Origin of the sequence: Streptosporangium sp. NPDC006007 (assembly GCF_040614315.1) — a bacterium.
GTDB lineage: Bacteria > Actinomycetota > Actinomycetes > Streptosporangiales > Streptosporangiaceae > Streptosporangium.
The window spans coordinates 20,595-32,648 of sequence record NZ_JBEXUG010000004.1 but is presented as its reverse complement, the minus strand read 5'-3'; the positions used below and the strand labels follow the sequence as shown (position 1 = coordinate 32,648).

The 12,054-nt window shown below is 71.1% G+C and carries 15 protein-coding genes; 5 read left to right on the top strand and 10 right to left on the bottom strand.

Annotation, left to right across the window (positions count from 1 at the left end):
• Nucleotides 1–5: 5 nt before the first annotated feature.
• Nucleotides 6–1,037, bottom strand: a complete 1,032-nt coding sequence (locus ABZ194_RS04535) for a hypothetical protein (RefSeq protein ID WP_355592268.1) — start codon at nucleotides 1,035–1,037, stop codon at nucleotides 6–8.
• A 97-nt stretch (nucleotides 1,038–1,134) separates the two neighbouring features.
• Nucleotides 1,135–2,091 carry a thiamine-phosphate kinase gene (locus ABZ194_RS04530; protein ID WP_355592266.1) on the bottom strand — a complete coding sequence of 319 codons (957 nt, stop codon included), beginning with the start codon at nucleotides 2,089–2,091 and terminating at the stop codon, nucleotides 1,135–1,137.
• Between the two features lie 51 nt (nucleotides 2,092–2,142).
• Here ABZ194_RS04530 and ABZ194_RS04525 point away from each other — a divergent pair, with 51 nt between their 5' ends.
• Together ABZ194_RS04525 and ABZ194_RS04520 are read left to right on the top strand one after the other, a co-directional pair.
• Complete coding sequence (locus ABZ194_RS04525; RefSeq protein WP_355592264.1) at nucleotides 2,143–2,376, top strand: Lrp/AsnC ligand binding domain-containing protein; 234 nt, start codon at nucleotides 2,143–2,145, stop codon at nucleotides 2,374–2,376.
• A gap of 17 nt (nucleotides 2,377–2,393) precedes the next feature.
• The gene (locus ABZ194_RS04520) at nucleotides 2,394–2,840 is read left to right on the top strand and encodes a DUF3515 domain-containing protein (protein WP_355592262.1); all 447 of its coding nucleotides are present in this window, start codon (nucleotides 2,394–2,396) and stop codon (nucleotides 2,838–2,840) included.
• On the opposite strand, the gene ABZ194_RS04515 is transcribed toward ABZ194_RS04520, so the two are convergent.
• From ABZ194_RS04515 to ABZ194_RS04500, 4 genes are all read right to left on the bottom strand, one after another.
• Entirely contained in the window at nucleotides 2,823–3,932 is a 1,110-nt protein-coding gene (locus ABZ194_RS04515) for a D-alanine--D-alanine ligase family protein (RefSeq protein WP_355592260.1), read from the bottom strand. The genes ABZ194_RS04520 and ABZ194_RS04515 overlap by 18 nt on opposite strands.
• 50 nt (nucleotides 3,933–3,982) lie before the next feature.
• The gene (locus ABZ194_RS04510; RefSeq protein ID WP_355592258.1) at nucleotides 3,983–5,164 is read right to left on the bottom strand and encodes a PLP-dependent transferase; all 1,182 of its coding nucleotides are present in this window, start codon (nucleotides 5,162–5,164) and stop codon (nucleotides 3,983–3,985) included.
• 162 nt (nucleotides 5,165–5,326) lie between these two features.
• Nucleotides 5,327–6,337 (bottom strand): NAD(P)H-dependent glycerol-3-phosphate dehydrogenase, encoded by a 1,011-nt coding sequence (locus tag ABZ194_RS04505; RefSeq protein WP_355592256.1) that lies wholly within the window; start codon nucleotides 6,335–6,337, stop codon nucleotides 5,327–5,329.
• Nucleotides 6,338–6,357: 20 nt separating this feature from the next.
• Complete coding sequence (locus ABZ194_RS04500; protein ID WP_355592254.1) at nucleotides 6,358–7,071, bottom strand: lysophospholipid acyltransferase family protein; 714 nt, start codon at nucleotides 7,069–7,071, stop codon at nucleotides 6,358–6,360.
• A 69-nt stretch (nucleotides 7,072–7,140) separates the two neighbouring features.
• On the opposite strand from ABZ194_RS04500, the gene cofC reads away from it, so the two are divergent.
• On the top strand, nucleotides 7,141–7,806 hold the full coding sequence (gene cofC, locus ABZ194_RS04495; RefSeq protein WP_355592252.1) for a 2-phospho-L-lactate guanylyltransferase: 666 nt from the start codon (nucleotides 7,141–7,143) through the stop codon (nucleotides 7,804–7,806).
• 102 nt (nucleotides 7,807–7,908) lie between these two features.
• Here the strand turns inward: cofC and ABZ194_RS04490 are convergent, their stop codons facing one another.
• Nucleotides 7,909–9,366 (bottom strand): MFS transporter, encoded by a 1,458-nt coding sequence (locus tag ABZ194_RS04490; protein WP_355592250.1) that lies wholly within the window; start codon nucleotides 9,364–9,366, stop codon nucleotides 7,909–7,911.
• A 212-nt stretch (nucleotides 9,367–9,578) separates the two neighbouring features.
• On the opposite strand from ABZ194_RS04490, the gene ABZ194_RS04485 reads away from it, so the two are divergent.
• Nucleotides 9,579–10,340 carry a TetR/AcrR family transcriptional regulator gene (locus tag ABZ194_RS04485; protein ID WP_355592247.1) on the top strand — a complete coding sequence of 254 codons (762 nt, stop codon included), beginning with the start codon at nucleotides 9,579–9,581 and terminating at the stop codon, nucleotides 10,338–10,340.
• 9 nt (nucleotides 10,341–10,349) lie between these two features.
• Complete coding sequence (locus tag ABZ194_RS04480) at nucleotides 10,350–10,583, top strand: hypothetical protein (RefSeq protein WP_355592245.1); 234 nt, start codon at nucleotides 10,350–10,352, stop codon at nucleotides 10,581–10,583.
• Between the two features lie 206 nt (nucleotides 10,584–10,789).
• On the opposite strand, the gene ABZ194_RS04475 is transcribed toward ABZ194_RS04480, so the two are convergent.
• The 3 genes from ABZ194_RS04475 to leuD all read right to left on the bottom strand — a co-directional run bounded on the left by ABZ194_RS04475 (nucleotide 10,790) and on the right by leuD (nucleotide 12,053).
• Nucleotides 10,790–11,089 (bottom strand): HU family DNA-binding protein, encoded by a 300-nt coding sequence (locus tag ABZ194_RS04475; RefSeq protein ID WP_355592243.1) that lies wholly within the window; start codon nucleotides 11,087–11,089, stop codon nucleotides 10,790–10,792.
• A 143-nt stretch (nucleotides 11,090–11,232) separates the two neighbouring features.
• The gene (locus ABZ194_RS04470) at nucleotides 11,233–11,487 is read right to left on the bottom strand and encodes a hypothetical protein (RefSeq protein ID WP_355592241.1); all 255 of its coding nucleotides are present in this window, start codon (nucleotides 11,485–11,487) and stop codon (nucleotides 11,233–11,235) included.
• Nucleotides 11,466–12,053: a 3-isopropylmalate dehydratase small subunit gene (gene leuD / locus ABZ194_RS04465; RefSeq protein WP_355592239.1), complete on the bottom strand. Its 588-nt coding sequence runs from the start codon at nucleotides 12,051–12,053 to the stop codon at nucleotides 11,466–11,468. Before leuD ends, ABZ194_RS04470 begins: the two co-directional genes overlap by 22 nt.
• Nucleotide 12,054: the final 1 nt, after the last annotated feature.

Below are 12,054 nucleotides of genomic sequence, written 5' to 3'. Positions count from 1 at the left end.
TCCGGTCAGGTCATCACACAGTCGCCCTGGGTGCTCTGACAGGTCCGCGGCGGCTGTGCCTCGCCGTAGGCGGTGAAGGTGACGACCAGGTTCTCACCCGCGCCGAGGGCTCGGACGGACTCGATCACCAGGGTGTGGCCGGACTGCCTCCAGTCGGCTCCGCTCACCGAGGCGACCCGGCCGCCGACCGGCACGCTCAGTGTCAGGTGGTCGAGCCGCTGCTGAGCGGCGACCACGAGCTCGGCGGTGTAGATCTGTTCCTTCTCCTTCACCATGCCGAAGCCGACGGTGACCGCCGCGCCCCCCACCGGGGCGGGGGTTCCGGAGGCCGCGCTCGGGTCGGCCGTGGGCTCGGCGGTGGCGGAGGGCTCGGTGGTCACGGCCGGCCTGTGGGTGCGGGTGTCGGTGATGACCGACTCTCCGGTCGCGCTCGGCGTGGGCCGGGGCTCTCCACTGGGGTGGGCCGGCTGGGGGCGGCGCGAGGTGCGGGTGGCCGTCGGCGCCGGCCTGGGCCCGGTGCCGGAGGTACGGCCGGCCCGCTGCGGAGTCGGTGCCGGAGCGGGGGCGGGGGCGGAGGTGGTGCCCGCGGAGTCCTCGGGCGCCGTGGGCTCCTCGGCGGGCGGGGGGCCGTCCGCCGGCTCGGTGAGCGGAATGTAGGGCTCAGGCTGGTTGGAGGCGTCGGCGAGGCACCGGCCCGGTGAGCAGTCGACGGCCGAACCCGCCGGGCCGCTCATCGCCTGGATGCCCATCACGGTCCCGCCGAGCACCACGATCACCGCCGCGACGGCGAGCAGCGCCGTCTTGACCCGCCCGCCGGGGCTCCGTTCCTCGTCGGGCCAGAGCGGGTCGGACAGCTGGGTGGTGGACGACCATCCGGACCCGGGAGACCCCTCGGGTGGCTCGGTGATCGCCGACTCCTCCGGACGGAGCCGGCGTCCGGTCGGCTCGTCTCGGGTTACGGGCTCCGGAGCGGGCTTCGGCTCAGGTTTCCCCCGGCCACGGGGGGCGTTTTCCCCATGTTCACCATGGCGGCCCATGTCGCCCCTTCCTCTTGGGAATCTCGGCCGCCCAACTTCATATCAGTTCCGTAACCGTTCGTGGCAAATTTAACTAATGTCACAAGAGTGGGAAACGTCACTTCCGGAAATGATCCCAGCCCCGATAAATCGGCGATCGGCCCTTGACCTGCACCCCGTCGCCGGCGACGACGTGACCCACCACGGTCCACGGGGGCGGGAGCCGTACGCCGGCGGGGAAGGTCGCGGCGAGGGCGTGGTCGTCCCCACCGGCGAGCACCCACTCCAGCGGGTCGGCGCCGAGCAGCCGGGCGGCCTCCTCCATCGCGGGCGGGACCGCGAACTTCTCCGGCAGCAGGACGACGCCCACCCCGCCGGCCTCCGCGAGGTGGCCGAGGTCCTGGAGCAGGCCGTCGCTGACGTCGAGCATCGAGGTCGCCCCGAGCCTGGCCGCCCGCGGGCCGCAGGCGTAGGGCGGGTCCGGACGGCGGTGGGCCTCGATCAGCTCCTCGGGACCGGTCAGGCCCGCGGTGAGCAGCGCGAGACCGGCGGCGGCGTGGCCGAGCCGCCCCGCCACCGCGACCACGTCGCCGGGGTGCGCCCCCGAGCGGGTGACCGGGGCACGCCCGCCCAGGTCGCCCAGGGCGGTGATCCCGATCACGACCAGGTCGCAGCGGGTGATGTCGCCGCCCACCACGCTGGCACCGACGAGGTCGCACTCGTCGCGGAAGCCGTCGACGAGGTCGTCCAGCCAGCCCGTGGCCGCGTCGGCGGGCAGGCCGAGGCCGACCACGATGCCGGTGGGCTCGGCGCCCATCGCCACGATGTCGGAGAGATTCTGGGCCGCCGCCTTACGGCCGATGTCATAGCCACTGGACCAATCGCGGCGAAAGTGCCTACCCTCAAGCAGTAGGTCCGTCGTCACGACGACCCGCCCGTCAGGAGCCCGCACCATCGCGGCGTCGTCTCCCGGACCGAGCAGTACCGTCCCACCCTGTGGCAAACGTCCGGCAATACGCGCAATTACTCCGAATTCGCCGAGATCTCCGACTGTGATGACACACCTCCCGTTCATCACAGGGTACGGTGGCCCTTCGGCACTGATCCGATCGCCCGGGAGGACGTTATGGTGCAGGCCTACATCCTTATCCAGACCGAGGTCGGCAAGGCGGCGAACGTCGCCGGTCAGATCGCCTCCATCTCCGGTGTGACCCAGGCCGAGGACGTCACCGGCCCCTACGACGTGATCGTCCGTGCCGAGGCCCGTAACGTGGATGATCTGGGCAAGCTCGTGGTGGCGCAGATTCAGGCGGTGGACGGCATAACGCGTACGCTTACCTGTCCCATCGTCCATATCTGATCCATCGGGAACGTGAGATGTCACTCCGGTCCGCCCGCTGGGCGGCGTGCGCCTGCGTCCTGCTGACGCTGGCGGGATGCGGCGGCCCGGTCCGCGTGGACCCGCCGGTCCCGGAGGGGGCGGCCGCCGCCGCGTGCAGGTCGCTCGCCGGGCACCTTCCCGGCACACTCGACGGCCTGGACCGGGTGGAGTCGACGCCCGCCTCGCCGTACGTGGCGGTGTGGGGGGACGCCCGGATCGCGCTGCGCTGCGGGGTGCCCCGCCCGGCGACGATGACGGCCACCGAGCAGGTGCCGGAGATAGACGGGGTGGCGTGGTTCCCCGATCCCGCCAGACCGGCGCTGTTCACCGCGGTCGGCGGGGCGGCCTACGTCGAGGTGACGATCTCCCGGGACCACGTCCCGCAGGACGTGCTCGTCGAGCTCGCGGCCCCCGTCAAGGCCGCGCTATCGCAGACCGGGTGAGCGGCGCAGCGCCAGCTGGATCAGCCGGTCGACCAGCCCGGCGTACGGCAGGCCGGTGGCGGCCCACAGTTGCGGCGCGACCGACACCGCGGTGAAGCCGGGCATCGTGTTGATCTCGTTGAGGATCAGCCGTCCGTCGGCGGTGTAGAAGAAGTCGACCCGGGACAGTCCCTCGCAGCCCAGCGCCTCGAAGGCGCGCACGGCCATCGCCCTCAGCTCCTCGACCACGTCCGCCGGGATGTCGGCGGGCACGGCCAGCGACATGTCCTGCCCGATGTACTTGGCCGCGAAGTCGAAGAACTCGTGGTCGCCGTGGACCAGCACCTCACCGGGCAGGCTGGCCCTGGGGCGCTCGTCGCCCAGCGACTCCAGCACCGCGCACTCGATCTCACGGCCCACGATCGCGGCCTCCACCAGCACCTTGGGGTCGTGCCCCCGGGCGAACTCGATCGCCGACTCCAGCTCCCGCAGGTCGTGGGCCTTGGAGATGCCCTGGCTCGACCCGGCGCGGGCGGGCTTGACGAAGACCGGCCAGCCGAGCTCCTGGACCTCCTTGAGCACCCGCTCCCGGTCGATCCGCCAGTCGCGGTCGCGGACGACGACGTGCGGGCCGACGGGCAGGCCGGAGGCGGCGAGCACCATCTTCATGTAGCCCTTGTCCATGCCGACCGCGCTGGCCAGCACCCCGGAGCCGACGTAGCGGACCCCGGCCATCTCCAGCAGCCCCTGGATCGTCCCGTCCTCGGCGAAGGGTCCGTGCATCACGGGGAAGACGACGTCCACCCTGCCGAGCTCGACCGGGATGTCGCCGACATCGCAGGCCACCAGCGAACCGTCGCCCGACGGCAGCGCCAGCCCGATGCCCTGGGCGTCGACGACCGGCAGATCGTCGCCCTCGATCGCGTAGCGCTGCTCTCCGGAGGCGAGCACCCAGCGGCCGTCCTGGGCGATCCCCACGGGAACCACCTCGTACTTCGACCGGTCGATGACATCCAGCACGCTCCCGGCTCCGAGGATGGAGACGGCGTGCTCGGAGTTGCGCCCACCGAAGACGACCGCGACCCGAGGCCGGCTTCCATACTGATCGCTCATGATGACCGAATCTACCCCCTCTAAAATGTCGTTCCCGTTGTCAGACATGCCTATCCATCCGATGTGGGAAGGGAGTCCAACGCCTGGGTCACATCCGCGATGAGGTCCTCCGCGTCCTCCAGCCCGATGGAGAACCGGACGGCCGCCGCGTCGACGCCGGAGCCCGCGCCGAGCCGGGGATGGCCGGCCGAGACCACGTGCGTGGCCCTGGTGCGGGTGCCGCCCGCCGAGGTGGCGATCGAGGCGAGCCTGAGGCCGTCGGCCAGCGCCACGCCCGCGTCGTAGCCGCCGTGCGGGGTGACCGTCACGCAGGCGCCGTACCTGGTCCCCTCGGGCCCCGAGTCGAACAGGTGCCTGGCGAGCCGGTGGCCGGGGTGCTCCGGCAGGCCCGGGTAGTCGACCCGGCGCACGGCGGGATGCTTGGCCACCGCCGCGGCGAAGACCATCGCGGTGGCGCACATCCTGCGCACCCGGAGCGGCAGGGTCGCCAGGCCCCGGCGGAGCAGGAAGGCGTCGTCGGCGGAGAGCGCGCCGCCGGTGTCGACGCGGACCTCGCGGAGCCGGGCGATCAGGTCGGGCCGGCCGACCGCGACGCCGCCGACGCAGTCGTCGTGCCCGCCGAGGTACTTGGTCGCGGAGTGGATCACCAGGTCGGCGCCGTGTTCGAGGGGGCGGCACACGATCGGGGTGGCGAAGGTGGAGTCGACCACCAGCAGCGCCCCGGCTCCGCGGGCGATCCGGTAGAGGCCGCGGATGTCGGAGACGGCCATGGTCGGGTCGGACAGCGTCTCCGCGTAGATGATCTTTGTGCTGGGCCTGATCTCGGCGCTCACCCGGCTGAGATCGCCGTAGTCGACGAAGTTCGCGCTGACCCCGAACCTGGACAGCACGTTGGTGATCAGCGAGCGGGTCCCGCCGCAGACCGGGACCGGGGCGACGATGTGCGCCCCCGCGCGCAGGAAGGTCATCAGGACGGCGGTGATCGCGGCCATCCCGGACGCGAACGCCTGCCCGGAGACGTCCTCGGGCGCCGCGGCCCCCTCCAGCGAGGCCACCGCGGCGGCGAACGCGGCGGTGGTGGGGTTGTCCACCCGGCCGGGGGCCAAGGCGGAGCGGCTGTCACCGCACGCGTCGGCGTACTCGGCGCACTCGCCGAAGCCCCACGCGGAGTTGCGCCATACCGGAAGGCCCAGCGGGACCTGCCCGTGTGTGGTCAGGGGGGGCGGATGCACCGATCGGGTGTTCTCGCCCTTCTGTCTGCGTATACGTCGGTTCACCCTATCCGCGCCGAAACGCTCCGGTCTTCGGGCCGGAGGGCGACGGCACTTCCCTCCCTCAGGACATCGGTGGGTCGGATGGCCGACAGTCCTCGGCCGCCGAGGTCGGAGTGGACGTCAAATGCCGTACCGTTCCGGTTTGGGGGTCCGCGACATCAGCAGCATCGCGGCCTCGCTGGGGGGCATCCCGTCATGGACGACGGCCACCACCACCTCCGTGATCGGCATCTCCACGTCGTGCTTTCTGGCCAGTTCCAAGACCGACTCGCAGGACTTGACCCCCTCGGCGGTCTGTTTCGTCGCGGCGATGACCTCGGAGAGGGTCATGCCCCGGCCAAGATTCTCACCGAAGGTACGGTTCCTGGACAATGGGGACGTACAGGTCGCTATGAGATCCCCCATCCCGGCGAGCCCGGCGAAGGTGTGCGGATCCGCGCCGAGCACCGTACCCAGCCGCGAGATCTCGGCCAGCCCGCGCGTCATCAGCATCGCCCCGACGTTGTCGCCGAGGCCCATCCCCGCCGCGACGCCGACGGCCAGGGCGATCACGTTCTTGACCGCCCCGCCGAGCTCCACCCCCACCACATCGGGGTTGGTGTAGGGACGGAACCACGGCGGCAGGTGGCAGGCGGCCTGAAGCCGCTCCATGACGCGCTCGTCGGCGCACGCGACCACGGTCGCGGCCGGCTGCCCCCGGATGATCTCCCCGACCAGGTTGGGCCCCGACACCACCGCGACCCGCTCCTGGGACACCTCGGCGACCTCGCAGATCACCTCGCTCATCCGCTTGGTGGTGCCGAGCTCGATGCCCTTCATCAGGCTGACCAGCACCGCCTCGGGCGGCAGATCCGGCTTCCACCGGATCAGGTTGGACCGCAGCGTCTGGGAGGGGACGGCGAGCACCACGAAGTCGGCGCCGTCGAGGGCCTCGGCGGGATCGGTGGTGGCGCGCAGGGTCTCGGGCAGCATCGCGCCGGGCAGGTAGTCGGGGTTCTCGTGCCGGCGGTCGATCGCCTCGACGACCTCCGGCCGCCTGCCCCACAGGGTCGTCCGGCAGCCCGCCCCTTCGAGAATCATCGCGAAGGTCGTGCCCCACGAACCCGTGCCGAATACAGCCGCCTTGGTCATTTCATCACCGTACGTCGAAGTCAATGGTCAGAGGGTCTTTTGAACAGCGTCTCGGGTGCCTTCTCCCCGCGTAACTCGGCGAGCTGAACGGCGATCGCCGTCATGATGTCGGCGGTCGCCCGGCGCAGGACGTCGGCGTGGAGCGGCCGCCCCTCGTACCTCGACAGGTCGACCGGCGGCCCGGCCAGCACCCGGAAGGTCTTGCGCGGCAGGAGACGGGGCCACCTGCGGCCGTAGGGCAGGATCTCCTGGGCACCCCAGTGGGCCACCGGGATCACCGGCGCGCCGGTCGCCAGGGCCAGCCGGGCGGCGCCGGTCTTGCCCTCCATCGGCCAGAGCCGGGGATCGCGGGTGCAGGTGCCCTCAGGATAGAACATCACGCAGGCCCCCTCGGCGAGCCTGCGCTCCGACTCCGCGAGCGAGCGGGCCGCGTCGGCACTCTCCCGATAGACCGGGATGGCCATCAGCCCCTTCACCGCGCGCCCGAGCACCGGCACGGAGAAGAGCCCCGACTTGGCCAGGATCACCGGCCAGCGGCCGTTGCTGTAAAGGTAGTCCGCCACCAGGATGGGGTCGGCCCAGGAGAGGTGGTTGACCACCAGGATGATCCCGCCGCCGTCCGGCAGATGACCCGCCCCGCGCCAGTCCCTTCCGACCAGGAGCCACGAGATCGGCTTGACGATCGTGACGGCCACGGCGACCCAGAAGCGGGAAGGCCATCCAGGGCGTCTCATCGCAGCTCCTCCATCCGAGCGGGGTGCGCCCCAAGTGTCCCGGTTGGCCGCACGGGATGTCGAGGCGAGATGCTTAAGGCTATGCCTGCTCAGGAATGTTCCACCTGGACCCTCGTGGTACCCGTCAAGACGCTGGTCGCCGCCAAGACCCGGCTGTCGCGGGCCGCGGGGCCGTACCGGGCGGCACTGGCCGTGGCGATCGCCTGCGACACCGTCGAGGCGGCGCTGAGCTGCGCGGCCGTCGCACGGGTCGTGGTGGTGACGGGTGATCCGGTGGCCGCCGAGGCGCTCGGCGCGGTGGGCGCCCACGTGGTCGGCGACCCGGAGGCCGGGCTGAACGCGGCGCTGCGCCACGGCGCCGCCGAAGCCGTACGGCTGGCGCCCGGCGACCCGGTGGGCGCGCTCCAGGCCGACCTCCCGGCGCTCCGCCCGGCGGAGCTGGCCCGTGTGCTCGCCGCCGCCGCGGAGTTCGACCAGGCGTTCCTGCCCGACGCCGCCGAGGTGGGCACGACCTTCTACGGGGTGCGGGCCGGCGTCCCGTTCACCCCCGGGTTCGGCGGCGAGTCCCGCGAGCGCCATCTGCGGCGCGGGACGAAGGAGCTCTGCCCGGACGGGACCGATTCGGTCCGCCGGGACGTGGACACCCCCGACGACCTGTGGGCCGCGCTCGCGCTCGGCGTCGGCCCCCGCACCCTCGCGGTGGTGGACGAGCTGAGGAGGGGGAACCCCCCTTAGGGACTCCCCCTCCGCTCCCTCCCCGCCTCTCGGCCTCCCCGCTCCTCTCCGGCTTCCCCGGCCCCTCGGCGCGGCCTCTCGTCGCGCCGCCGGACCCGCGGGTCAGTGCCCGGCGTGCTCCTCCTCGCGAGCCTGCCCCGGCAGCAGGAAGGCCGCGAGGAAGGTCAGCAGAAGCATGCCGGCGACAGTCCAGAGCACGACCCGCATCGCCCCGGCGAAGTCGGGGGCCGGCGAGGCCGCCAGCAGGTCGAAGAAGACCGTGCCGAGCAGCGCCACCCCGAAGGCGCCGCCGAGCTGCTGGACCGCGGTCAGCGTGCCGGAGGCGGAACCGGTCTCGTGCTGCTCGACCCCGGCCAGCACGATGTCGAAGAACGGTGCCATCAGCAGCCCCATGCCGACGCCGGTGACCGCCAGGGCGGGAACGAACTGCCAGGGGGTCGCCGGCGCCTCCACGAGTGTGATCGTCAGCAGGACGCCCAGCGTGCCGAGCGCCATGACCAGGACCCCGCCCTGCAGGACCCGGCGGCCGAACCTCGCCACCGCCTGGGCCAGGCCGAAGCCGGCGACCATGCCCAGCGACCAGGGGATCATCACCAGGCCGGCCTTGAGTGTGGAGTATCCGAGGCCGATCTGGCTGTAGAGGTTGAACACCAGCGCGAAGCCCGACATGGAGGAGAAGAAGACCAGGCCGGTCAGGAGCCCGCCGGTGAAGGCCCGCTTGCGGAAGAGGCTGGGGACGACCAGCGGGTCACCGCCCGCGCGGCTCTTTCGGGACTCGAACCAGCCGAAGACCGCGAAGACCGCCACGGACGCGCCCATCATCACGAAGGACCAGACGGGCCAGCCGCTCTCCCGGCCCTGGACCAGTGGGAAGACCAGGAGCAGCCCGGCGGCGGAGGCCAGGATCACCCCGGGGATGTCGAGCCTGGGAGGGCGCGGCGAGCGGGACTCGGGCAGGAGGCGCAGCCCGGCGGCCAGCGCGGCCAGGCCGAGCGGCAGGTTGATCAGGAAGATCATGCGCCAGCCGGTGCCGAGGAAGTCGGCGTCGATCAGCCATCCGGCCAGGATCGGGCCTCCCACCGAGGACAGGCCCATGACCGGCCCGAACAGGCCGAACGCCGCTCCCATCTCCTTCGGCGGGAACATCTCCTTGATCATGCCGAGCCCCTGCGGCAGCATGACCGCGCCGAACAGGCCCTGTACGACCCGTGCGGCGACGAGCAGTTCGGGCGACTGGGCGACGGCGCACAGCAGCGAGCCCGCGGTGAACCCGAGCGCGCCGATGAGGAACATCCGCTTGCGGCCGAAGATGTCGCCCAGCCGCCCGCCGGTGATCAACCCGACGGCCATGGAGAGGGTGTAGGCGGCGCCGAGCCACTGGATGGTGCCGGCGGTGCCGCCGAGCTCGGCCCGGATGGTGGGGGCGGCGATGTTGGTGATCATCGCGTCGAGGAGGTCCATCACCTCGGCGGCCAGGATCACCAGGAGCGCGGCCCAGCGCCACCGGTAGGCGGCCGGCTCGGTCGCCGGCTGGGCCGTGGCTGTCAGGCCAGTGGACATGGGGACTCCTCGTACTGATCCGCGGGGGGCGCGCTCATCGGTTGTGAACGGCGTTCAGCATACATGAACACTGTTCTCAAAACGAATGATGTTCGCCGAACAGTGCGATGTTCTTAAGATATGTCGCATCTCTCCGCTAGACAAGATATGTCGCGAAAATGAGCAGCGTTCGCCAACGTGAGCACTGTTCAGGGAAGCGTTAGACTGGTGCCATGAGTGACGAGCTGCCCGCACTGCCCTGGGAGCGAGCACGCCGGAGGCCCGGACCCACCCGGATCCCGCTCACCCGGGACCGGATCGTGGACGCGGCCTACGCGGTGCTCGACCGGGAGGGCTACGAGAGGCTGAGCATGCGCCAGGTCGCGGCCGAGCTGGGCGTCGCGGTCTCCGCCCTCTACGCCCACGTCACGGGCAAGGACGATCTCCTTGAGCTGATGTACGCCCGGCTCTTCACCGGCTGGGATCTGCCCACCCCCGACCCGGAGCGCTGGCGGGAGCAGGTGAGGGACTACGCCCGCACCGGCCGGGCCAAGCTGCTTGAGCACCGCGACATGGCCCGGCTCTCGATGGGGGAGACGCCCTTCGGTCCCGAGACGCTGCCGCATCTGGAGCAGCTTCTGGGCCTCTTCCGGGCCGCGGGACTCCCCGACCGCCTCGCCGGGGCGGCGGGCGACGTGATCTCCACCTTCATCGACGGCTTCGCGCTGGAGGAGAGCATGTGGGAGGCCCGCCGCCAGGAGGCGGGCGAGCGGTCCTGGGCGGACATGCGCGAGACGTTGCGCCTCTACTTCAGGGATCTACCGCCCGAGCGTTTCCCGAACCTGACCTCACTCGGCGACCTGATGCTGGTGAGCGGCAACGACGAGCGGTTCGACCTCGGTATCGAGATCATCATCCGGGGCCTGGCGTCCTTCGCCGAGGAGGCCGCGCGGAACGCGGACCCGTCCCCCTCCGCCGAGCCCGGCCGGGACTAGGCTGACCGGGTGCAGGCGACGGTGCGGGCCTTCGACCCGGCGACCAGGTCGGGGTCGGCCTATCTCGACGACGGGACCGAGATCCCGTTCGGCGCTGCGGCCTTCGACGCCGGGCCGCTCCGGCTGCTCAGGGCGGGCCAGCGGGTGAACATCCTGGTGGACGACGGTCTCGTCACCTACGTCACGCTGTCGACCTTTCCCCTGCCCGAAGCCCCGAGCCCCCCGCTCGGGCCCCCGAAATGATCGCGGACCGGGCCTGACCGGCCGGGGCCCGCGCCCCGCGAGACGGCCCCGAAGCCCGCTCCGGCCGGCCGAGGCCCCGTTTCCCGAGGCGACCTCGGACCCGTTCCGGCCGACCGGCCGCCGCCCCGCCCGTGCGGGCGGGGCGACCCCGTAAGGGCGGATGCGGCGGATCCCCTCAACGGGAGCCCGGGCACCCGAGTGGAGCCCTACTTTTTCTTCGCGGCCTTCTTCCCCTCCACGTTGACGAGCTCCTTGAAGTCCGAACCGGGCCGGAACTTGGGCCCCCAGCTCTCGGCGACCTTGATCTCGGCGCCGGTCGAAGGGTTCCGGGCCGAACGGGCGGGCTTGTGCACCATCTCGAAGGCGCCGAAGCCGGTGATCGAGACCTTGTCTCCACCGGCCACGGTCTTCTGGATGGTGTCGAGCACCGCGTTCACGGCCTCGGTGGCGGTTTTCCTGTCGCCCACTCGATCCGCGATCGCGTCGACGAGTTCCTTCTTGTTCATAAAGGTTGCTCCCCCTGCTTACCGATGTCTGGGAGTGGGTCATAAGGCAGATAGCCCGTCTCACCCGATTTGTCACGGCCTGAGGTCTCAACAGAGCGAGAAACCCCTTGCCCGCTTGAAATTAAGGGACGGAGCCGTATGACTCAATCACCTTCCGCAATGTTTCCAGCACTTGGCGTATCTGAAACCAGAGCATCAAGGTCGAGAAGGAATAAATCAAGACGCCCCGCTGCGTGGAGGAGATCACGCTTGGCGAGGTCGCAGATGGAGAGCAGGCGCCTGGCCAGCCGCTCCCGCTGGGCGGCGGGCAGGGACAGGACGCGAACGCGGCGGTGCGCGTCGCGCAACCGCCGCGCCAGCTCGTCTTCTGAACGGATCAGACGGTCGTCGGCAGCCATGGCTGCCGACCATTCTCGTATATCCCGATGTCATCGGCGTTCCTGAGGGTCAGGCCGATGTCGTCGAGCCCCTCCGTCAGCCGCCAGCGGGTGTAGTCGTCGATCTCGAACGCGACGACCTCGCCGGCCCAGCGCACCTGCCGTTCCCGCAGGTCAACGGTGATCTCCAGAGCGGGGTCGGCCTCCACCGCGGCCTGCAGGGCCTCGACCGCGGTGGCCGGCAGGACGACCGGGAGCAGGCCCATCTTGGTGGAATTATTACGGAAGATGTCGCCGAAACGGGCTGCGATCACGGCGCGGAAGCCGTACTGCTGCAACGCCCAGACGGCGTGCTCGCGCGAGGAGCCGGTGCCGAAGTCGGGTCCGGCGACGAGGATCGAGGCGCCCTCGTGGGCGGGGTCGTTCAGCACGAAGCCCGGGTCCTCGCGCCAGGCGGAGAACAGGCCCCTCTCGAACCCGGTCCGGCTGACCTGCTTGAGCCAGACGGCGGGGATGATCTGGTCGGTGTCCACGTTGCTGCGGCGCAGCGGTACGGCCCGGCCGGTGTGAACGGTGAAGGCTTCCATG

What these genes read in the sequence shown, in the direction of transcription:
- ABZ194_RS04500 (WP_355592254.1), bottom strand. Translation starts at nt 7,071, where the DNA reads ATGAGACGCCCTGGATGGCCTTCCCGCTTCTGGGTCGCCGTGGCCGTC.
- ABZ194_RS04520 (WP_355592262.1), top strand. Translation starts at nt 2,394, where the DNA reads ATGTCACTCCGGTCCGCCCGCTGGGCGGCGTGCGCCTGCGTCCTGCTG.
- ABZ194_RS04490 (WP_355592250.1), bottom strand. Translation starts at nt 9,366, where the DNA reads ATGTCCACTGGCCTGACAGCCACGGCCCAGCCGGCGACCGAGCCGGCC.
- ABZ194_RS04525 (WP_355592264.1), top strand. Translation starts at nt 2,143, where the DNA reads ATGGTGCAGGCCTACATCCTTATCCAGACCGAGGTCGGCAAGGCGGCG.
- cofC (WP_355592252.1), top strand. Translation starts at nt 7,141, where the DNA reads ATGCTTAAGGCTATGCCTGCTCAGGAATGTTCCACCTGGACCCTCGTG.
- ABZ194_RS04515 (WP_355592260.1), bottom strand. Translation starts at nt 3,932, where the DNA reads ATGAGCGATCAGTATGGAAGCCGGCCTCGGGTCGCGGTCGTCTTCGGT.
- ABZ194_RS04475 (WP_355592243.1), bottom strand. Translation starts at nt 11,089, where the DNA reads ATGAACAAGAAGGAACTCGTCGACGCGATCGCGGATCGAGTGGGCGAC.
- ABZ194_RS04485 (WP_355592247.1), top strand. Translation starts at nt 9,579, where the DNA reads ATGAGTGACGAGCTGCCCGCACTGCCCTGGGAGCGAGCACGCCGGAGG.
- ABZ194_RS04470 (WP_355592241.1), bottom strand. Translation starts at nt 11,487, where the DNA reads ATGGCTGCCGACGACCGTCTGATCCGTTCAGAAGACGAGCTGGCGCGG.
- ABZ194_RS04505 (WP_355592256.1), bottom strand. Translation starts at nt 6,337, where the DNA reads ATGACCAAGGCGGCTGTATTCGGCACGGGTTCGTGGGGCACGACCTTC.
- ABZ194_RS04535 (WP_355592268.1), bottom strand. Translation starts at nt 1,037, where the DNA reads ATGGGCCGCCATGGTGAACATGGGGAAAACGCCCCCCGTGGCCGGGGG.
- ABZ194_RS04530 (WP_355592266.1), bottom strand. Translation starts at nt 2,091, where the DNA reads ATGAACGGGAGGTGTGTCATCACAGTCGGAGATCTCGGCGAATTCGGA.
- leuD (WP_355592239.1), bottom strand. Translation starts at nt 12,053, where the DNA reads ATGGAAGCCTTCACCGTTCACACCGGCCGGGCCGTACCGCTGCGCCGC.